Below are 24,584 nucleotides of genomic sequence, written 5' to 3' on the forward strand. Positions count from 1 at the left end.
ACATCATGGAATAGGAGTGAATGAGATGAATGACATGCAGTTATATGATTTAACAAATGCGCAGAAGCGTATATGGTATACCGAATTACTCTACCCAGATACGTCAGTGTCACAGCTTTCCGGTACAGCTAAGATGAAGGGGCATATCCATATCGCTGCCTTCATGCAGTCTATTAATTTGATTATCAAACAGTATGATGCGTTCCGTATTCGTATTACCTCAGTGGATGGAGTGCCTCAACAGTATGTCGTTCCTTATGAAGAAAGACAGTTGGAGTGCCTGGATCTTTCCCACTATGAAAGTATATCTGAAGTGGAAGCCTTACTTGAGCAACACAAAAGCAAACCCTTGCCCCTGCTGGATTCTGAACTCTTCCAGTTTTTAATTGTGAAGATTAGCGAGGAAGAGTATTGGATTAATATCAAGATGCACCATATTATTTCTGACGGAATATCAATGGTGGTCTATGGCAATCAGCTAACAGCGTTTTACATGGAGTTAATTCAGGGAAATGAGCCGAAGCTGGGCGACGATTGCTCGTATATTGAATATATTGCAGATGAGAATGCATACGAACTTTCTGACAGATACCAGAAAGATAAGGCATACTGGCTGGATAAATTTTCTGATTTGCCTGAGCTTACGGGTTGGAAGTCATATAATCCATTGTCTTTAAGCACCCACGCTGTTCGGGAGCATTTTACTGTACCAGAAGTGCTGTATCACGAGCTGCAGGCATTTTGCCAACAGAACAGAATTTCCTTGTTCCAGTTCTTCATGGGTGCGATGTATATCTACATACACAAAATGACGAATCAGCCGGATGTGGTGATTGGAACTTCGTTCGCTAACCGGGGGAACAAAAAAGAGAAGCAAAAGATAGGTATGTTCGTCAGCACCGCTGCTGCCAGAACATACGTCGAAAAGGATATGGATGTGCTGAGCTTCGTGCAGGATGTAGCCAGAGATCAGATGTCAATCCTGCGGCATCAGAAATATCCATACAATCAGTTAATTCAGGATCTTAGAGAAATGCATGGCAACAAGGATATTCAGCGGCTTTTTGGCGTTTCAATGGAATATCGTCTTATCAATTGGGTTGATTTGGATGATGTGCGTATTTTGACAGATTATGATTTCTGCGGGGATGAAGTGAACGATTTCGTACTTCATATCGTAGAGATCTTGGATGAAGGCGAACTGGTACTGGATGTCGATTATCGGACGGAGCTGTTTGAACGCAGCGAAGTTAAGGACATGGTTTCCCAGTTGCTTACGATCGCCGAGCAGATCATTCATTCACCTCAGCTTTCTATCGCAGAGGTAAACTTATTGGGCGAACCCGAAGAGCAATCCATTTTGGCTCTTTCGGAAGGCGCTGCAGTCGATTATCCACGTGAGAAGACCATCCATGGCTTATTTGAGGAACAAGCCGAGCGCACGCCAGATCATGTAGCCGTTCAGATGGACGAGCAGAGCATTACATACCTAGCTCTAAACGAGCAGGCTAACCAGCTTGCGAGATATTTGCGCTCCGAGGGAGTAGGGGCAGATACGCTCGTAGGGATTATGGCTGACCGTTCCTTGGAGATGGTCATCGGGATGTTGGCCATTTTGAAAGCAGGGGGTGCCTATGTACCGATTGACCCCGATTATCCGGAAGAGCGTATCCATTATATGCTGGAGGATTCAGGTGTCCGTCTGTTGCTCACCCAAAGTCATCTGTGGGAGAGTACCACTTTTGACGGAAAGCTTGTGAGCCTGGACGATTCTACAACGTATACAGGAGATGCCTCCAATCTGGAGAGTATTTCGGGACCAAACCATCTGGCCTATGTCATCTACACGTCGGGTACAACCGGCAAGCCGAAGGGCACGCTGATTGAGCACAAAAATGTAGTTCGACTGCTCTTTAACGATAAAAATTTATTTGATTTCACCTCTCAGGATACGTGGACGCTATTCCATTCGTTCTGCTTCGATTTCTCCGTTTGGGAGATGTACGGAGCGCTTCTTTATGGAGGGAAATTGGTGATTGTTCCATCTCTCACAGCCAAAAGCCCAGCAGCTTTCCTGGAGTTGTTGAAAGATAACCAAGTCACCATTTTAAATCAGACGCCGACGTATTTTTATCAGGTGCTACAGGAAGAGTTAACGCACTCTTCGACAGAGCTTGGCCTTAGGAAAATCATTTTTGGTGGAGAGGCTTTAAGTCCATCTCTTCTGAGAAACTGGCGGGTCAAGTATCCTGATGTGCAGCTGATTAATATGTACGGAATTACGGAAACAACGGTCCATGTCACCTACAAGGAAATCACGGAACATGAGATTGAAGCGGGGAAAAGCAATATTGGCAGAACGATCCCCACACTTAGCGCTTATATTCTCGATGAGCAAAGACGCTTGCAGCCTGTTGGGGTTCCGGGAGAGCTATACATTGCGGGGGACGGTCTGGCCCGTGGGTATTTGAATCGGCCGGATTTGACGTCTGAAAAATTCGTTGAGCATCCTTATCGGGCGGGAGAGCGGCTGTACCGAACGGGGGATCTTGCTCGTTGGTTGCCTGATGGCAATATTGAATATTTGGGGCGGATCGACCATCAGGTCAAAATTCGTGGCTACCGAATTGAGCTTGGCGAGGTGGAAGCCCAAATTCTCAAGGCTCCGAACGTACGGGAAACGATTGTCCTCGCACGGGAAGACGAACAGGGCCAAAAATTGCTGTGCGCCTACTATGTAGCCTCCAGTGACCTTTCGCCGGGAGAATTGCGGTCTCAGCTGGCGGCGGAACTCCCCGCTTACATGATTCCTTCTTATTTTGTCCGGCTGGAGCAAATGCCGCTTACGCCAAATGGCAAACTGGATCGCCGTGCGTTGCCGGCTCCTGAAAGCAGCGTACAATCCGGCGAGGCTTATTTGGCTCCGAGAACTGCTGTGGAAGCTCAGATGGTACTCATTTGGCAAGATATCTTGGGTGTTACCCGCGTTGGTGTCAGGGATAATTTCTTTGAAATTGGGGGTCACTCCTTGCGGGCAACAGTGCTCGTTTCACGGATTCACAAAGAATTGGGATGTAGCATTTCGCTGCGTGAGGTGTTTCAGTCACCTACAGTCGAATCCTTGGCGCAACTTGTGAAGAAACACATTCCAACCATGTACGAATCCATCCCACAGGCGGCGGAAAGCGAAGCTTACCCAGTGTCCTCAGCGCAAAAGCGGTTATACGTGCTGAGACAGATGGATGGGGGAGAGCTCAGCTACAATATGCCAGGGGTCTTCACGGTGGATGGACCGTTGGATCGCACGCGGCTGGAGTCTGCGTTCCAGGCACTGATCCAGCGCCATGAATCCCTGAGAACCGGCTTTTATATGCAGGATGGAGAGCTTGTTCAGCGTGTGCATAGGAATGTGCCGTTCGTGTTGAACTACACAGAGGCTTCGGTGGAGGAGACGGATACGCTCATTCACAGCTTTATTCGTGCCTTTGATCTGAGTCAGGCTCCATTACTGCGTGTTAGCTTGGCGAAGCTCCAGGAGGAGCGTCATCTGTTGCTGTTTGATATGCATCACATCATTTCAGATGGGGTTTCTATTCAAATATTGATAGAGGAACTTACTCATTTGTATCAAGGAGAACAGCTACCAGAGCTGCAGATCCAGTACAAGGATTATGCCGTATGGCAACGGGAACAGTCAGAGAACCAATGGCAAGATCTTGAGAAATATTGGCTGCAAGCCTTTGAAGGAGAGTTGCCAGTATTGGATCTGCCTACAGACTTCCAACGACCTTCGGTTCGAAGCTTCGAGGGGAGCCGAATTGATTTTACATTGGATGAGTCTGGAAATAAGGCAATACAAGAGCTTGCATCCCGTACAGGTACTACACTGTATATGGTATTGCTGGCTGCTTATTCGGTACTACTGCACAAATATACAGGACAGGAGGACATCGTCGTAGGTTCTCCAGTAGCCGGAAGGCCGCAGGCTGAGCTTGAGGGTATCATCGGAATGTTTGTCAACACACTGGCCTTGCGCAGCTACCCGGCAGGAGATAAAACCTTTCAGGATTATCTTCTGGAAATCAAGGAAACAGCGCTCAAGGCGTTTGAGCATCAGGATTACCCTTTTGAAAAATTGGTCGAAAAGCTGGGCGTAGGACGTGATGTCAGCCGCAATCCGCTCTTTGACACCCTATTGGTATTACAAAATACCGAGCAGGAAGAGCAGGAAATGGACGGAGTGCACTTTACTCCTTACTTGATGGACACCGTCACAGCCAAATTTGACCTGTCCCTCAATGTAGAGGAGAAGGGCTCAAAATTAGCCTTTGGCCTCGAGTATAGTACGGCTTTATATCGGCGTGAAAGTGTAGAGCGACTTGCAACGCACTTGCTCCGGATTCTGCACGCAGTCTCGGCCAATCCCCAGTTGCAACTGGCCGAGATAGAAATGATCACACCGGAGGAGAAAGTACAGATCGTTGAAGTATTTAACGCGACATCGACTCCTTATCCAAGCCACAAGACCATTCATGAGCTGTTCGCAGAACAAGTCAAGCGTACACCGGAACAGACGGCGCTTGTATTCGGCGATGTCCAGCTAACGTACCTTGAATTGGAAGACAAGGCGAGCCGACTGGCCCAAACACTGCGTCGTTTGGGAACGTTGAGGGAGCAGCCTGTGGCCGTGATGGGCGGACGAAGCATCGAAATGGTCATTGGTATGCTCGCGGTGCTTCAAGCGGGTGGAGCCTATGTGCCGATTGATCCTGATTACCCGGAAGATCGTGTGCGTTATATGCTTAATGATTCCGACGCCAAGCTATTATTGGTGCAAAAGAGCGAGCTTATAAATGTAGACTACGGTATACCGATTGTCGATCTTAGCAGTGAAGAGGCTTATGCAGCTGAACCTGCCCAGCCGGAGACTGCCCAAGGATCGCAGGGGCTTGCTTATGTCATCTATACATCGGGTACGACGGGTAGACCGAAGGGCGTTATGGTTGAACACCGGAACGTGGTTCGTCTGGTCAAAGAGACCAACTATGTGGAGCTGAATGAATCTACACGGATTTTGCAAACGGGAGCAGTGGTCTTTGATGCTTCTACATTCGAGATATGGGGAGCTTTGCTTAACGGTGGACAGCTCTATTTCGTAGAGAATGACGACATTCTGATTGCCGATAGGCTCAAAGCAGCTATTGCCAAGTACGGGATTACGACATTGTGGCTTACTTCACCGCTTTTCAATCAGCTTTCCCTGCAGGATGAGTACCTGTTCAGAGGGCTCAAAGCATTACTAGTCGGCGGTGACGTACTGTCCATATCTCATATGAATCGTGTAATCGAGGCTAATCCTGATCTTGTCCCTATCAATGGCTATGGTCCGACAGAGAATACGACCTTCTCCACCACCTACGAGATTCCAGGTCGTGCCGAAGGGGTCGTACCGATTGGTCGCCCAATTAGTAATTCGACCGCTTATGTGGTCAATGGATCGCTGCAATTACAGCCTATTGGTGCTTGGGGTGAACTCATTGTCGGCGGTGAAGGTGTAGCGCGCGGATATCTCAATCGTCCTGATCTCACAGCAGAGAAATTTGTCCCTAGTCCTGTGAAGGACGGAGAACCCTGCTACAGAACTGGGGATTTGGTACGCTGGCTTCCAGATGGGAATTTGGAGTTTAAAGGAAGAATTGATGAGCAGGTCAAAATACGTGGTTACCGCATCGAACTCCCTGAAATCGAGGCCCAACTGGCCAAGGTGGAGTCAGTAATCGACGCCGTAGTGGTCGTTCGCGCGGATGAGCTTGGAGAGAAGCAGCTTTGCGCTTATTATGTGGCGGATCGTGCGCTCACGGCAGGCGAAGTACGCCTTGCCCTATCGCAGGTACTTCCGGGCTATATGATGCCATCCTATTTTATTCAGATGGATCGTATGCCATTAACGTCAAACGGAAAAGTGGACCGCAGGTCTCTGCCGGCTCCGCAAGTAGGTGCGCATACAGGACGGAAGTATACAGCTCCTCGTACACCGGCCGAAGAAGCTTTGGCGTCTGTCTGGCAAGGGGTGCTGGGTGCGGAACAGGTGGGTATCCATGACAATTTCTTTGAATTGGGTGGAGATTCCATCAAGGCCATTCAGGTGTCGTCACGGTTACTGCAGGCCGGCTATCGGTTAGAGATGAAGCAACTGTTCAAATCGCCAACCATTGCCGAGCTAGGCGCGGAAATACAGACGGCTGTGCACATGGCTGAACAGGGAGTTGTGCGTGGAGCGACTCGCTTGACTCCAGTCCAACAGTGGTTCTTTGGCCGGAAGCAGGCAGAGCCTCATCACTTCAATCAAGCGGTTATGCTGTATCGTGAACAGGGATTTGAGGAAAAGGCCTTGCATCAGGTGCTGAGAAAACTTGCTGAGCATCATGACGCCCTTCGTATGGTTTTCCGTCAGACAGAGCATGGCTACGAAGCTTGGAATCGTGATCTTGAAGAAGGAGAGCTTTATAGCCTGTTCACCGTTGATTTACGGAATGAATCCGATCCGACTGCAGCCATTACATCGCTGTCGGATGACATTCAGCGCAGTATCCATCTGGCAGAAGGCCCGCTGCTGAAGTTAGGGCTTTTCCATTGTCAGGATGGAGACCACCTTCTGATCGTGATCCACCATTTGGTGGTGGACGGAGTATCCTGGCGGATTTTGTTCGAGGACATCGCAGCAGGCTATGAGCAGGTGATTCAAGGCCAAGCACTGACACTCCCGCAGAAGACGGATTCCTTCCGTGACTGGGGTGACGCCCTTGCTCGTTATTCGGAAGGCCCTGAAATGGAGACTCATCGGGCGTATTGGAGAGAGCTGAAGGATCAGCCACTCGAACAGTTGCCGAAGGATGAGGCTGTGGAAAGCCTTCTTTTACAGGATAGCAAAGTAGTAACAGCACAATGGACTATAGAAGAAACCGACCAATTGTTGAGAAAAGCCCACCGTGCTTATCAAACAGAGACGAATGATTTGCTATTGACTGCTCTAGGCATGGCGATATCCAAGTGGTCTGGGATCGAAAAGGTTGCTGTGAATCTGGAAGGGCACGGTCGTGAGCCGATTATACCGAATATTGACATCACCCGTACCGTCGGCTGGTTTACAAGTCAATATCCGGTGATTTTAGACTTGGGGGATAACTCGGAAGTGGCCTCCTTGATCAAGTCTGTGAAAGAAGGGTTGCGCCGAATTCCGAACAAAGGTATTGGCTACGGGTTGCTCAAAACGGTGGCAAGTCAGTTGGATGAAGATAGCTTCAGCTTGCAACCTGAGATTTCTTTTAACTATCTGGGGCAATTTGATCAGGATTTGCAAGGAGGCTCATTGCAGATCTCTCCTTATCCGACCGGAAGCGCGCAAAGCTTGTTGGAGGAACCGGCCTATACGCTAGATATCAATGGCATGGTGACGGACGGAGCCCTGACTCTGACGATGACTTATAACGGAAAACAGTATAAGTCATCTACGATGGAACAGCTCGCTGGATATATTGAAGAAAGCCTGCGGGAGCTTCTCCAGCATTGCGTAACCCAAGAGAAAACCGTATTGACACCAAGCGACGTGCTTGCGAAGGGTCTAAGCATTGCCGACCTGGAGGAGCTTTCTAAGCAGACCAGCCACATAGGCGATATTGAGAATGTATATAGTCTGACACCGATGCAGAAGGGCATGCTGTTCCATGATATGTTTGAGCCGCATACGGGTGCTTATTTTGAGCAGGCTGCCTTTGACTTTAAGGGTAGCTTTGATCCGACCGCCTTCGGACACAGTCTGGATGCAGTGGTGGAGCGTCATGCTATCCTGCGTACGAACTTTTACAGCGGATGGGGCAGCGAGCCTTTGCAGGTTGTATTTCGGCACAGAGGCGCTAAATTGGTGTACGAAGACCTGCGGGAGATGAATGCATCGCAGCGCGAAGCTTACCTGAAGACATTTGGTGCTAAGGATAAAGCACTGGGCTTTAACCTGGCTGAAGATGAGCTTCTGCGTGTATCCATTTTGCACACAGATGAAGAGAGCTTCCGTCTCTTATGGAGCTTTCACCACATCGTCATGGATGGGTGGTGTGTTCCGTTAATTACGCAGGAGGTATTTGAACACTATTTTGCGCTCCTGGAAGGAAGAGAGCCTCACCTGGCAGAGGTTCAGCCGTATAGCCGGTATATTGAATGGCTCGAACAGCAGGATGAAGCAGCTGCGGCCGACTATTGGAGCCGATATCTGGCCGGTTATGAACAACAGACGCTTTTACCTCAAGTCGGTGGAGCAGCTAAAGGAGAAGGCTATGTAGCAGAGAAGCTGAATTATCCTGTCAGCAGGGAATTGACTGAACGCCTGGAAAAGGTGGCCAGAGATGCTCATGTCACGATGAATATATTGCTGCAGTCCATCTGGGGCGTTGCGCTTCAACGCTATAACGGTAGTCGGGATGTTGTATACGGAAGTGTAGTATCAGGCAGACCAGCAGAAATTCCGGGCATTGATCGGATGATCGGTTTGTTCATTAATACAATACCAGTTCGTGTGAAGACGGAAGAGAATCTCCCCTTCACAGTCCTGATGAAGCAACAGCAGGAGCAGTATATGGCTTCTCATATGTATGACACCTACCCGTTGTTTGAGATTCAGGCTCAGACGGACCAAAAGCAGGATCTCATCTCTCATATTATGGTGTTTGAGAATTATCCTGTGGAAGAGGAAGTAGAGCGTTTGGGAGGTGGTGAGGCTGCCTTTGAGATTGAGGAAGCGGAGCTTCTTGAACAAACGAATTACGATTTTAACTTAATTGTTCTACCGGGCAAAGAGATGAGATTGTTGTTCCAATACAATGCGCTCGTCTATGATCCAGCCACGATCGAGCAAATCAAGGGCCACTTGTTCCACCTGATGGAACAAATTGTGGAGAATCCTGCAATTTCCGTGGATGCTCTAGAATTAGTCACGCCGCAGGAGAAAGAACAGATTCTGAACGTATGGGGAAATACACCAGGCATTTACGAGCAATGTAACACGTTCCACGGGCTGTTGGAGGAACAGGCGGGACGAACGCCAGACGCGACTGCCCTTTTGTTTGGGGACGAGATGCTGACCTACGCCGAGCTCAATGCAAAAGCCAATGGACTGGCGAGAAGGCTCCGTACTCAGGGAATCAAGACGGGAGATCTGGTGGGACTGATTGCTGCACGGTCGCTCGAAATGATCGTTGGGATCTACGGCATTATGAAAGCCGGGGGTGCCTATGTTCCAATCGATCCAGAGTATCCGAAAGAACGAATCAGTTACATGCTTGAAGATTCCGGGGCGAAGCTGATCCTTACACAGGCCCATCTCTTGGAGCATCTCGGATGGACGGAAAATGTTTTGCTGCTGGATGAATCATCGACCTATGATGCCGACACCCCGAATTTGGAGGCTACTGCCGGCCCGGATGATCTGGCCTACGTGATCTACACTTCAGGTACGACGGGTCAGCCTAAGGGCGTATTAGTCGAGCATCGGGGACTACCCAATCTTTCGGACGTATACGGGACACACTTCGAAGTTACACCGCAGGATCGGATCGTTCAGTTTGCAAGCCTGTCGTTTGATGCATCGGTTTCGGAAATTTTAACGGCGCTGAGCCACGGGGCTGTTCTGTGCATCCCTTCTCCACAAGATATTTTAGATCATGCCCTGTTCGAGCAGTTCATGAACGATAAGGGGATTACGGTAGCGACTTTGCCACCCGCTTACGCTATCCACCTTGATCCAGAGCGTTTGCCAACACTGCGGTGCTTGCTAACCGCTGGATCGGCCGCATCGATCGAGTTGATCGAAGAGTGGAGGAAGCATGTACGTTACTCTAATGGCTATGGCCCAACAGAGGACTCCGTATGCACCACAATCTGGTCTGTCCCGGACAGTGAGGGAGCAACGGATATTGTATCTATTGGACGACCTATTGCTAACCATAGTGTGTACATCTTGGATGACCATTTTAGATTGCAACCTGTCGGTGTAGCTGGAGAGCTATGCATTTCGGGTATCGGGTTAGCGCGGGGGTATCATAACCAGCCTGAGTTAATGGACGAGAAGTTTGTGGACAATCCATTTGCTCCAGGAGAGCGTATGTATCGGACGGGTGACTTGGTTCGCTGGTTACCGAATGGAACCATCGAGTACTTAGGTCGAATAGATCACCAAGTCAAAATCCGCGGCTACCGTATCGAGCTAGGCGAGGTAGAAGCACAAATGCTCAGAGTGCCGTCCGTTCAGGAAGTCGTGGCCATGGCTGTAGAGGGCAATGATGGCTACAAAGATCTAGTCGCTTACTTCGTAGCCGCTCAGAAACTTGAGGTATCCGAACTTCGGGCCGTCCTGTCGGAGATGTTACCTGGATATATGATCCCTTCCCGCTTCATACAAATGGACGATATGCCTCTGACGTCGAACGGAAAAATCGATCGAAAAGCGCTGCAGGGCGAGCGTGGATGGGCAGTTGCTTCATCTGAGGCTCCAAAGACACCTGTAGAAATGCAATTAGCCCAAATCTGGCAAGAGGTGCTAGGTGTAGAGAATGCGGGAGTGAAGGATAATTTCTTCCATTTTGGAGGTCATTCACTGCGTGCAGCCCTGCTAGTCTCACGAATTCGCAAGGAAATGAATCGAGAGATTAGTCTGAGAGCAGTGTTCGAGTCTCCTACTATTGAAGGATTGGCCCGTGCTATTGAGGGCTATACACCGCTGAATTTCGAAGAAATTCCTACAGCGGGAGCGAGAGAGCATTATCCATTGTCCTCTGCCCAAAAACGACTGTTTATTCTAAGTCAGCTGGAAGGTGGAGAGCTGAGCTACAATATGCCAGGTATTCTTACCGTTGAGGGAGCTTTGGATCGGGAACGACTAGAGCAGGCATTCCGTCGTCTGATTCATCGTCATGGTTCGCTGCGTACTCGTTTTGTGACCGTGAACGGTGAACCTGTACAGCAGCTCCTGACGGATGTTCCGTTTGCTGTGGAATATGCGGAGTTGAGCGAGGAAGAGGCAGGAGCTACCCTTCAGCAGTTCGTCCGTCCTTTTGATCTGGGTGTAGCTCCATTGCTGCGGGTCGGCCTTATTCGAATTGCACATGAGCGCCATTTACTATTGTTTGACATGCACCATATTGTCTCAGATGGGGTTTCTATGAATATTCTCATAGAAGAGTTTCTCCGCTTCTACCAAGAGGAGGACGTACTTCCTGAGCTACAGATCCAGTACACAGACTATGCGGTATGGCAGCAAGAGCAGCTCGGAAGCGAGCGTCTTAAGGCCCAGGAGGCTTACTGGATGGATGCTTTCCGCGGAAGCTTGCCAGTGCTGGATTTGCCAGGAGATGAAGTTCGTCCTGCGGTGCGAAGCTTTGCGGGCGATCGAATCGACTTCCAAATTGATTCTTCTCTGAGTGCTTCACTTCAGGAGCTGGCTACCCGAACGGGTTCCACTCTGTTCATGGTACTGCTGGCAGCCTATACAGCGCTCTTGCACAAGTACACAGGTCAGGAAGATGTCATCGTCGGTTCACCTGTGGCAGGAAGATCCCATGCGACACTCGAAGGCCTCATCGGTATGTTCGTCGGCACAGTGGCACTTCGTACTTATCCAGAAGGAGAGAAGCCTTTCGAGGCTTATCTGCAGGAAGTGAGGGAAACAGCGCTGCGGGCCTATGAAAACCAGGATTACCCGTTCGAGGAGCTGGTAGAAAAGCTGGAGCTTCAGCGTGATTTGAGCCGTAACCCACTATTTGATACCATGTTTGTCCTGCAAAATATCGATCAGGGAGAACAAGAAATAGAAGGATTGCGCTTCACTCCTTACGATAATGTACATCCGGCTGCCAAGTTCGATCTTACGTTGACCGTGAGTGAAGAAGCAGACGGGGCATTGAACTGCACGCTTGAGTATGCGACTGCGATCTACAAGCAAGAGACTGCTGATCGGATGGCAGGCCACTTTGTACAGCTTATTCGGGAAGCCATCGCCAATCCGGCACTGCCGTTGTCATCCCTTGATATCGTGACACCTCAGGAAAAATCAAGGCTGATGAAAGCGCCGGACGAAGCCAAGGCAGATTATCCTCGTGACAAGACGATCCATGCGCTGTTCGAGGAGCAGGCCGCACGTACTCCGAATGCAGTGGCAGTCGTATGTGAAGATGCAACCCTGTCCTACATCGAGCTGAACGAGCGGGCCAATGGACTTGCCCGAACGCTGAGGGAACGTGGTTTGCAACCAGACGGTTTGGCTGGAATCATGGCGGATCGTTCCCTTGAAATGGTGGTCGGAATTTTAGCCATCTTGAAAGCAGGCGGGGCCTATGTCCCTGTAGATCCTGAATATCCAGAAGACCGCATTCGCTTTATGCTTGAGGATTCAGGAGCCAAGCTACTGCTGACACAAGCGCATCTGGAGCAACGGGTCTCCTTCGCCGGGGATATCGTAAGTCTGGACAAAACGGCTTCCTACAAGGAGGATGTCTCAAACCTGGAGCCTGCAGCCGGACCGGGGAATCTTGCCTACGTCATCTACACATCGGGTACGACAGGCAAGCCAAAGGGAACACTGATTGAGCATAAAAATGTAGTTCGCTTGCTCTTTAATGATAAAAATATGTTTGACTTTGGTCCTCAGGATACGTGGACACTGTTCCATTCATTCTGTTTTGACTTCTCTGTATGGGAAATGTACGGAGCATTGCTGAACGGAGGACGGTTGGTCATCGTTCCATCGCTTACCGCGAAGAGTCCAGATCGTTTCTTACAATTGCTTAAGGATCAGAAGGTCACCGTTTTGAACCAGACACCGACTTACTTCTACCAGTTGCTACAGGAAGAGCTCGGTCATCAGGCGGCAGAACTGAGCCTCCGTATGATTATCTTCGGTGGAGAGGCATTAGCTCCGGCCCTGCTCAAGGACTGGAGAACGAAGTATCCGCAAGTGCAGCTCATTAACATGTACGGCATTACCGAAACGACCGTGCATGTAACCTACAAGGAAATTACAGAGTTGGAAATTGAACAGGGCCGCAGCAATATCGGCACCACGATTCCGACGCTGCGAGCGTACATTTTGGATGAACAACGCCGTCCACAGCCGATTGGCATTCCAGGTGAACTCTATGTGGCGGGCGTAGGTCTGGCGCGAGGTTATCTGAACCGACCGGAATTGACGGAAGAGAAGTTTGTCGCTCATCCGTTCGAAGCAGGCGAGCGTATGTACCGCTCGGGTGACTTGGCACGCTGGTTGCCGGATGGCAGCATGGAGTATTTGGGACGGATTGACCATCAGGTAAAAATCCGTGGTTACCGTATTGAGCTAGGCGAAGTGGAAGCGAAGCTGCTCCATGCTCCGTCTGTAAGAGAGGCCGTTGTGCTCGCCCAAGAGGATGGAAGTGGACAAAAAGTGCTTGTCGGCTATTTCACAGCCGATCAGATGCTGACGGTAGGAGAGTTGAGAAAAGCCTTGGCTGCCGAACTGCCGGCTTATATGATTCCATCTTACTTTATGCAATTGGAACAGCTGCCTTTGACACCAAATGGCAAACTGGATCGCAAAGCGCTTCCGGCTCCGGAGGCCAATGTGCAGACTGGAGCGGTTTATGAACCGCCAAGGACGAAGGCTGAGGAAGCTTTGGCTTCCGTATGGCAAGGTGTGCTGGGAGCACAGCAGGTCGGCATCCACGATCATTTCTTCGACCTGGGTGGTGACTCCATCAAGGCGATTCAAGTGTCCTCGAGATTGTTCCAAGCTGGATATAAATTAGAGATGAAGGATCTCTTCAAATATCCGACAATTGCCGAGCTCAGCCCGTATCTTCAGGCAGCCGGACGTACAGCGGAACAGGGCGAAATTAAAGGTGCAGCAGAGTTAATGCCAATTCAGCGCTGGTTCTTTGAACGCCATACAGCGGAGCCGCACCATTATAATCATGCCGTCATGCTCTATCGGAAAGACGGCTTTGATGAGGCTGCACTCCGATTGACAATGGACCAAATTGCGATCCATCATGACGCGCTGCGCATGGTTTTCCGGCCTACAGAAGCTGGATACGCAGCTTGGAATCGGGGAACGGATGAAGGCGAGCTCTACACATTGGACATTGCTGATATGCGGCAGGCGGAAGACCAGACAGCTGCGGTTCAGGCCCAAGCCAATGCCATTCAGGCAAGCTTTGACTTGGAAGGTGGCCCACTGTTCAAGCTAGGCCTGTTCCATTGTGAAGATGGCGATCATTTGTTGATTGTCATTCATCACCTCTTGGTTGACGGTGTGTCCTGGCGCATCCTGTTTGAAGACATTGCAACAGGATACGAGCAGGCGTTGAATGGACAAACGATTGTTCTTCCGCAAAAGACCGATTCGTATCTTGTATGGTCCGAGCAAGCGGCGAAGTATGCAGCAGGTCCTGCCCTGGACGAGGAGCGTTCATACTGGCAGCAGATTGAGGAGACGCTTCTGGCTCCACTGCCCAAGGATAAGGATCAGGAGCCAGGCACCGTTCGGGATACCGAGTCGGTTACGGTAACGTGGTCTGCTGAAGAAACAGAGCTGCTGTTGCGACAAGCAAACCGGGCTTATCATACGGAGACGAATGATTTACTCTTGACTGCTCTGGGAGCAGCTATTCAGCGCTGGACAGGCATGGAGCAGGTTCTGGTTAACCTTGAAGGACATGGACGGGAAATGATCATACCAGATCTGGATATTACCCGTACCGTGGGCTGGTTCACAACTCAGTACCCTGTTCTGCTGAACCTGCAAGATGGGCAGGAAGTATCTACCCGGATCAAGCGCATCAAGGAGAATTTGCGAGAGGTTCCGCACAAAGGTATCGGCTACGGTCTGCTGAAATATATGGCACCGGAAAAAGACACTCGATTCAGCGTAGAACCAGAAGTTTCCTTCAACTACCTTGGACAGTTTGACCAGGATTTGGAGGGGAATGCTCTTAGCTTGTCTACACATTCAGTCGGTAAGGCGCTCAGCGATCTCACACCACAGCAATATGCTCTGGATGTGAATGGCATGATTGCTGAAGGACAGCTATCACTGACGATTACGTACAGCAACAGGCAGTATCGTAACGAGACGGTGAGTCATTTTGCTGAATTATTACAGTCAAGCCTTAGTGAGGTCATCCGGCATTGTGTAGCTCAGGAGTGTTCACAGCTTACACCTAGTGATGTTCTGTTCCAAGGATTAACATTGGAGCAGCTTGATCGACTTACGGCGCAGACGGCTCATATCGGAGAGATTGAGGATGTGTACAAGCTGACGGCAATGCAGAAGGGCATGCTGTTTCACAGCCTGCTGGAGCCGGATTCCTCTTCATACTTCGAACAGGCAACGTTTGAGATGCGTGGCAGCTTCGATGTAGATATCTTCTTCGAGAGCTTCCAGGCTTTGGTGCAACGACATGCCATACTACGTACCGGCTTTTACAACAACATTGCGGATGTACCGCTGCAAGTTGTCTTTAAGCAACGGTTAATCCCTCTGCACTACGTAGATTTGCGCGACGCATCTATGCAGGAACAAGAAGCCCGAATCAAGGCTTATATTGCTGAAGATATGGTTAAGGGGTTCAGCTTGTCAGAAGATCCGCTGATGCGAGTGACCGTCTTGCAGAAGGATCAAAGCTGTCTTGTATTGTGGAGCTTCCACCATATTGTTATGGATGGCTGGTGTATCCCGATCATTACACAGGAGCTGTTCGATTATTATTCTGCCAAGAAACAGCAATTACAGCCTGTCCTGCCGCCAGCTCAGCCCTATAGCCGTTATATCGAGTGGCTTGATGCACAGGATGATCAAGAAGCTTCAACATATTGGAGCCAATATCTCGAAGATTATGACGGGAATACCGTATTGCCGGAAGGTAAAACGAAATCTCAAGCCAAAGAAGCGGGCTATGTCCTAAAAGAGCATGTTCTCCATCTGGGTGCATCTTTGACCGGTAAAATGGATGTTGTCGCGAAGCGCAATCACGTGACCGTCAACACACTCATGCAGACAGCTTGGGGACTGATTCTTCAACGTTATAATGCCAGCTCGGATGTCGTTTTCGGCGGCGTTGTGTCGGGTAGACCGGCTGAGATTGCAGGGATCGAGAATATGGTGGGTCTGTTTATTAATACAGTACCTATCCGTGTACAGTCATCCAAAGACGAGGCTTTCGTCGAGGTAATGAAACGTACACAGGCACAATCATTGGCTGGTCGTGTCTACGATACCTATCCACTGTATGAGATTCAGGGGAAAACAACCCAAAAGCAGGACCTGATTTCTCATATTATGATCTTTGAAAATTACCCGCTCGACGAACAGGTGGAGCAATCGGGTAATCAAACGGAGGACAATCTCGAAGTTGCCAACTTCACCATGTTTGAACAAACCAACTATGACTTTAACCTGGTTGTGATTCCAGGCGAAGACATTAAGGTCTGCATTCGCTACAATGCTTCGGCCTACGAGCAAGAAAGCATTGTGCGAATCGGAGGACATTTATTGCAAATGCTCGATCAGGTAGCTACTCATCCGCAAGCGACGATACAGGAGCTGGAGATTGTAACACCAGAGGAACGGACAAACCTGCTTGACTGGGGTGGCAAGGCTCATGTCTACCCAAGTGATCAGGGCCTGCATACCTTGTTTGAGGAACAGGTGGCTTGTACGCCGGATAAGATCGCGGCAATAAGCGGCGACATCCAGATCACATATCGGGAGCTGAACGAGCAGGCGAACAGACTAGCTTCCACCTTGATAGCCCAAGGACTACGGAGTGAACAAGTAGTGGGGCTGTTGGCGGATCGGTCTATGGAGCTGCTTGTCGCTATCATGGGTGTGCTCAAAGCGGGTGGAGCCTATGTACCGATTGATCCTGAATATCCGCAGGAGCGGATTCAGTATATTCTGAAGGACTCTGGCGCTGAGATTCTGCTCACACAGAGCCACCTGACGAAACTAGCTTCCTTTGAGGGAATGGTTATGGAGTTGGATTCTCCGCACATCTACGGAGACGGAGTGAATAATCCTAATATTCCTGTGAGAGGAAACGATTTGGTGTATCTAATCTATACTTCGGGTACAACAGGAAATCCGAAGGGAACCATGATTAACCATAAAGGAATCGTGAACTACATCTGGTGGGCCAATAAAGTCTATTGTGCAGGGCAACCAACGGACTTCCCGCTGTATTCGTCCATTTCGTTTGACTTGACGATGACATCAATGTTTACTCCGTTAATAAATGGAGGAATAGTACGGATTTATGATGGTATAGATAAAGCGGAGGTTGTTCAGCATATTTTGCGCGAAAATGCGGTGGATATTCTCAAGCTGACGCCGACGCATCTCAGTCTGATTAAAGATATGACCATCCCGGTAGAGAGTCGCATTCAGCAGCTTATTGTGGGTGGAGAGAATCTGACCACACATTTGTCAAAAACGATTACCGACCTCTTTGGTGGCAATATCAAAATCTACAATGAATACGGTCCAACCGAAACCGTCGTCGGTTGCATGATTCACCTGTATGATCCTGCGAAGGATACACGGGAATCCGTACCGATTGGTTTGCCGTCAGACAATATATACATTCATATCCTGGATGAACAGCTTCGTCTCGTACCGTTAGGTGTGGAGGGCGAAATGTACATCGCCGGGGACGGGGTAGCCCGTGGATACCTGAACCGTCCGGATCTTACCGCAGAAAAATTCATTAGGAATCCGTTCGCTGCGGAAGGAAATATGTATCGCACCGGAGATTTGGCTCGTCGCCTTCCTAATGGAGACATTGAGTACATTGGGCGTATTGACCATCAAGTCAAAATACGGGGCTATCGTATTGAGCTTGGTGAGATTGAGGCCAAGTTGCTGGATATGCCCCTTGTCGAGGAAGCTCTCGTTGTTGCGTGGGCAGACGCCAATGGACAGAAGTCTCTGTGTGCTTACTTTGTAGCGGATCGTGAAATGTCTGTCAGCGAGCTGAGAAACGAACTGTCTGCCGGACTGCCTGCATATATGATTCCGTCTTACTTCGTCCAACTGGACGTGATGCCTCTGACACCGAATGGCAAACTGGATCGCAAGGCACTGCCTGAACCGAACTCGGGTATAAAGGCGGGAGCAGACTTTACCGCTCCGCGGACGGATGTGGAGAACATTTTGGCTTCAATCTGGCAAGGTGTACTTGGCGTGCCGCTTGTCGGCATTCATGATAATTTCTTTGAACTTGGAGGTGACTCGATCAAATCCATTCAAGTATCCTCAAGGCTTCTTCAAGCAGGCTACAAGCTTGAAATGAAGGATTTGTTCGGTTATCCGACAATTGCAGAGTTGGCGCAGCGCGTTAGTGTGGTCAGCCGAATTGCGGACCAAGGCGAGGTACACGGATCGGTAAGACTGGGACCTGCTCAGCACAGATTCTTCGATGAACAGTCAATGGATCTGCATCACTTTAATCAGTCGGTCATGTTGTACCGACGGGATGGCTTCAATACCGATGCGCTCGCCGAGGTTGTTCGGACAATTGCAGAGCATCATGATGCTTTACGACTGGTGTTCCGCCAAGGAGAGCAGGGATTGGAGGCCTGGAACCGGAGCGTAGGTGAGGGTGAACTCTATAGCCTCCAAATCCACGACCTGCGGGATGAGACAGACCCGGCTTCAGCAATAGAAGCGGGTGCGGAAGCCATTCAGCGCAGCATCTCTCTGGAGGATGGACCTCTCTTTAGACTGGGTCTGTTCCGCTGTGCGGAAGGCGAACATCTGTTGATCGTTATTCATCATCTGGCTGTGGATGGCGTATCCTGGCGTATCCTCTTTGAGGACCTGCAGGAAGGCTACGAGCAGGCAGCACGTGGAGAAGCAGTCAAGCTTCCGCAGAAGACGGATTCGTACCGTGCATGGGTTGAGGGAATCACACAATTTGCTAACAGCCCGGCGGCTGAACAAGAACTCAGCTATTGGGCAGAGGTAGAAGGAGATGGCTTTGTCCCTCTTCCCAAAGACAAGGTAGATGGCGCACTTCTCATCAAGGATAGCGAGGCTATCACGGTCAGATGGTCACCAGAAGAGACAGAGCAGTTCCTGAAAGAAGCGAACCGTACTTACAATACGGAGGTCAACGATCTGCTCCTGACAGCCCTTGGTATGGCTGTTCACGAGTGGACGGGAATCGAACGTGTAGGCATCCTTCTGGAGGGACATGGGCGGGAGCCTGTTGTACCGGAACTGGATATTACTCGCACAATAGGCTGGTTTACAAGTCAATACCCTGTCGCCCTTGAGATGGACGGGGAATTGGAGATCGGGGCCAGAATCAAGCATGTAAAGGAAGGCTTGCGTCGTATCCCGAACAAAGGTGTCGGATATGGGATTTTGAAATATTTAAGCGACAGTCCCGATACCTCCTCCTTCTCGGCTGAACCGGAGATTACGTTCAACTACTTGGGTCAGTTCGATCAGGATCTTGCAGGAGGGACGATGGAAGTATCGCCTTACTCCGTAGGACCTGAGGTCAGTGAGCAGATGGTGCAGCATCAGGCATTGAACATTAATGGACTGATTGCCGAAGGGCAGCTTCAACTCTCGGTCAGCTATAACCATCATCAGTTCCACGGGGAGTCCGTGGCTAAGTTTGTTGGCATTCTGAAGAACTGTCTTAGTGAAGTCATTGGACATTGCGTAAGTAAGGAAAGAACAGAACTAACACCAAGCGATGTACTCCTCAAAGATATCAGCTTGGAAAAGATTGAGGAGTTAGAAGAGCAGACACGGCATATCGGTAGTATTGAGAATATGTATAAACTGACGCCGATGCAAAAGGGGATGTTGTTCCACAGCTTGCTGGAGGCTCATTCAGAGGTCTACTTTGAGCAGGCCACATTTGAAATTCAGGGAGTGTTCTATCCTGAGGTTTTCAAACGCAGCTTACAGCAACTGATGAAACGGCATGCCATATTGAGAACGAATTTCCATGCTGGATGGGGCGATTTCCCTATACAGATTGTGTTCAAAGAAAGAGCATGCGATTTCGTATACGAGGATTTGCATGAGCTGGATTCCGCTGAAATAGAAGCGCGTCTTGCAGCTTATGTTGCCCAAGACAAAGCAAGAGGCTTTGATCTTGCGAATGAAGCCTTGCTGCGTGTTGCTATTCTACGTACTGCAAAAGAGCATTACCATCTGTTGTGGAGCTCTCATCACATCATTTTGGATGGCTGGTGTATGCCACTTGTGCTCCAGGAAGTGTTTGAAACATACGGAGCTCTACGTGAGCAAAGGGAACCTGAGCTTCCTGTAGCAGCATCGTACAGCCAGTACATTCAATGGTTGGAGAAACAAGGCGAGGAAGAGGCATCCTCTTACTGGAGAGGGTACCTGAAAGGCTACGAGCAGCAGACGAAGCTGCCACAAGCCATCACACAGCCATCGGCAAAAGCAGAGGCCTATGTGTCGGAGAAGCTGGTATTCACGTTGGATGCGGAACTGACCGATCGCCTGGAACAGGTGGCCAAACAGCATCAGGTGACAATGAATACGCTGATGCAAGCAGCCTGGGGAATCGTGCTGCAGCGCTACAATAGAAGCCAGGATATCGTCTTCGGAAGTGTGGTATCGGGAAGACCTGCCGAGATTCCGGGTATCGAAAGCATGATCGGTCTCTTCATTAATACAGTTCCAGTTCGGGTTCAGGCCGAGGGAAGCGATACGTTCTCCCATGTGATGAAAAGACAGCAGGAATTATATTTGGCAGGACATGCTTATGATTCCTATCCGCTCTATGAGATTCAAGCACAGAGCGAACAAAAGCAAGATTTGATTTCTCATATTATGGTGTTCGAAAATTACCCGGTAGAAGAGCATCTGGAAGAGAAAATTGCCAGTGAAGAGGCTGAATACAAAATTACAGATGTTCAGATGTTTGAACAGACGAATTATGATTTTAACCTTATTGTGCTGCCGGGACGTAGTCTGGAGTTCTTGTATCGATATAATGCTCGCGTCTATGACCGGGAGAGCGTGGAACGGATTCAAGGACACTTGACGAGAATTCTGACAAGCGTATCTGTACAACCTGCTATCCGTATTGATGAGCTGGAACTGATCACGCCAGAAGAGAAATCACAAATAATAGAGGTGTGGGGAGATACAGTAGCTCCTTATCCGCGTGAGCAGACCCTCCACGGCATATTTGAGGAAAAAGCTGCGCTCACACCGGATCGTACAGCACTTGTTTACGGAGAAACGAAGCTTACCTATGGAGAACTTCATCAGCAGGCGAACCGTCTTGCACGTACACTGCGTGCCCAAGGGGTCAGACCGGACCAACCAGTTGGCATCATGGTCGAGCGCTCGCTTGAGATGATCATTGGTATCCATGCCATTCTAAAAGCTGGTGGGGCCTATGTACCGATTGATCCGGAGTTCCCAGAAGACCGTATTCGCCACATGCTGGAGGATTCGGGGGCGAAGCTTCTGCTGACGAAGAACCATCTTAAAGATCGGTTCCCGTTCACTGGCACGATCCTGGCACTTGATGATCCGCAGGCGTACCATGAGGATAGCTCGAATCTGGAGCCAATTGCGGGGCCGGAGCATCTGGCGTATATCATTTACACGTCAGGTTCAACCGGCAAGCCGAAAGGTGTAATGATTGAACACCGCTCTGCCGTCCATACGCTGAGTCAGCTGGAAGCTGAATATCCGATGTTGGCAGGCGACCGTTTCCTGCTCAAAACGACATTCACCTTTGACTTCTCTGTGCCAGAGCTGTTCTGCTGGTTCTTTGGACAGGGGACTCTCGTGATCCTGCCACAAGGCGTGGACAAAGACCCGATGGCACTGCTGGAGGCTGTGGATACGAACCGAATCACGCATCTTAATTTGGTGCCATCGATGCTCAGTGTGCTCGTTCAATACTTGAAAGAAAGCGGCACCCAAGGATTCCTTACTCTGAAATACCTGTTTGCCTGCGGCGAGACGCTGCCTGCCAAACTTGTAGAAGAGTACTATAAAGTATCTCCACACGCAGTACTGGAGAATATCTATGGTCCTACCGAAGCGGCCGTATATGCGACCCGATATACAACTAGCCCTGAGACTGCGGCTCTAACGCATGTGCCGATCGGCAAACCGTACGCTAACGTCCAAGTATGGATGATGGACAGCGCTTCTCAGGTATCACCTGTGGGGGTACCGGGAGAACTCTGCATTGCAGGCGAAGGGGTAGCGCGGGGGTATTTCAACCAGCCGGACCTGACCGCAGAGAAGTTCATTCCTCACCCGTACAAACCGGGAGCACGGATTTACCGAACGGGCGATTTGGCCCGATGGCTGCCAGACGGGAATATTGAGTATTTGGGACGGATCGATCACCAGGTAAAAATCCGGGGTTACCGCATTGAGCTGGGAGAAGTGGAGGCACAAATTCTGAGGGTGCCATCGGTGCAGGAAGCGGTTGTTCTAGCACTGGCTGACTCCAGCGGAAGTACTCAGCTGTGCGCATACTTTGTGGCCGAGGAAGGGCTCGCAGCGGGCGTATTACGCGAAGCACTGGGCAGCGAGCTGCCAAGCTATATGATTCCGTCTGCTTTCGTACAGCTCGCACAAATGCCGCTGAATCCGAATGGCAAATTGGATCGCAAAGCGCTACCGGCACCAGAAATCCTTCTGCGGAGCACAGCGGAGTATATCGCGCCACGTACGCAGACAGAAGTCGAGCTCGCTCAGATTTGGTCCGAGGTGCTCGGCGTACAGGAAATCGGGATCAGAGATCATTTCTTTGACCTTGGGGGCCATTCCCTGAAAGTATTGGGCTTGATCCAAAGGATCTCGTCTAATATGGGCGTCCATCTCCCACTCCAGGCCGTGTTTAATCTGCCGACTGTGGAAGAAATGGCGCATGAAATTTTCAAGCTGCAGGCAACAACTACTGCCGACGAACAAGAAATGGAAATTATCCACTTCCCAGGGAAAGGAACGCTTAAAGTATTTTGCTTCCCTCCTCGGGTAGGTCACTCTCTGGGGTACTATGAGATGGCCAAGGAGCTGGATGGGCTTTGCGAGGTGTACGGGATGGAATTTATCGGCGATCGTTTTCAGGGCCAAGATATGCTGGATCGATACATCGATGCCATCGTGAACATTCAAGCCGAGGGCCCATATGTATTCCTTGGATACTCACTTGGAGGAAATCTCGCCTTCGAGGTAGCTAAAGCTATGGAAAGCCGAGGCTACCATGTTGGTGACATTATTATGGTAGATGCTATGAGAAAGATGTCCAAGGATGAATCGACACCTGAGGAGCTTGAAGAGATTGTCGAGACGGTGCTGGATAGCATTAGGGAGCAGTACAAAGTATTCCTCGCCGATCCAGCCGACAGGGAGCGAGTCATGGACAAAATGTTGGTGTACTCCACCTACCGCGATGAGCTTATTAACGCAGGTGAAGTTCATGCGAATATCCATGCTCTGATTGCGGAGGATGATAGTATTGGTCCAGATACATCATTAGATAAATTGTTATGGCAAAAGGCGACGCATGGTCAATACAAAGAATACGAAGTCATCGGAACGCATGATGTGCTGCTTGATTCCGGTTTTGTCGGGGAAAATGCTAAAGTACTGAAACAAATACTTGGTAAAATTGCAGAAGCCTCATCTAAAAACAAGCCTATTCTGTCCTAAGATCAATCAACGAGAATAGTATAGGGTAGCAAAGACGCCCGGATTCCTTTATATAGAAGGAACTCGGGGCGTCTTTTGTTTTTTTATGCTGTCCTTAACATATAAAGTCCCTAATTGTCTGTGTATGTTCTAGACATGGTTGACTGAAAATGACTGGTGTCGGTGATGAGTTCACGGATGACCTGGATGACAAGCTCCGGTTGATCATGGATGATCATATGCTCGCTCTTCTTGGCAACAATAAATTTGCTGTTTGTAGAGATGTTAAGCATCTCGCGCTGTCCCATTTGCCAGCTTTGTTCGATCTGATCATTTCCGCGCTTACTAATACCGAACTGAGTCAAATCTTGTTGAACGCCCCGGGCAATTACACGTACAGGGAGGTTGCCCAGATGCTGTCCCCGTATGGCATCTTCGGTAGTGCTTGCTAGATCACCTTCCTCCGCAACAGATCGAAAGTACTTAGAAGAAGCGACAATATTCACAAAAGAGTTTCTATCTTGATATTCGACTCGACCCGTTAGCATAAAATTGGGAAACAGGCGAAATGCTCCTGACTTTTCCAGGAGAATGGATATTAACGGGGAGGGATTGACCTTAGGTCGTTCTTTGGCATAGATCTCATTTGTCCGGCGAGCGTCATTCTCAGGCCTGGCATCCACCAGAACCAATCCTGCCACTTCGTCTTTGTAGGTCTGCGCGTACAGTCTTGAGTACATCCCTCCGAGAGAATGGCCTACCAGGATATAAGGAGCTTGGATGTCTGCGTTTTTTAAGGCGAGATGAAGCTCCCGAACGATGTTTTCCCCGGTTCGTGGAGTAGCAGCCT

The 24,584-nt window shown here is 49.7% G+C and carries 2 protein-coding genes (1 of these 2 cut by a window edge); one reads left to right on the forward strand and one right to left on the reverse strand.

Features of this window, described 5'->3' with window-relative positions; translation table 11 throughout:
• Positions 1-25: 25 nt before the first annotated feature.
• A complete protein-coding gene (locus NSS94_RS00415; RefSeq protein WP_341038279.1) occupies positions 26-23,755 on the forward strand; it encodes a non-ribosomal peptide synthase/polyketide synthase in 23,730 nt (7,909 codons plus the stop codon).
• Positions 23,756-23,865: 110 nt separating this feature from the next.
• Here NSS94_RS00415 and NSS94_RS00420 read toward each other — a convergent pair whose 3' ends face one another.
• Positions 23,866-24,584: the 3' portion of an alpha/beta hydrolase gene (locus tag NSS94_RS00420; RefSeq protein ID WP_341038280.1), read on the reverse strand. Its footprint extends 316 nt past the window's final position; 719 of the gene's 1,035 nt are visible here — the last part of the coding sequence; the start codon falls outside the window, past its right edge; it ends in the stop codon at positions 23,866-23,868.

Origin of the sequence: Paenibacillus sp. FSL L8-0644 (assembly GCF_038008165.1) — a bacterium.
Lineage (GTDB): Bacteria > Bacillota > Bacilli > Paenibacillales > Paenibacillaceae > Paenibacillus > Paenibacillus polymyxa_D.

What these genes read in the sequence shown, in the direction of transcription:
- NSS94_RS00415 (WP_341038279.1), top strand. Translation starts at nt 26, where the DNA reads ATGAATGACATGCAGTTATATGATTTAACAAATGCGCAGAAGCGTATA.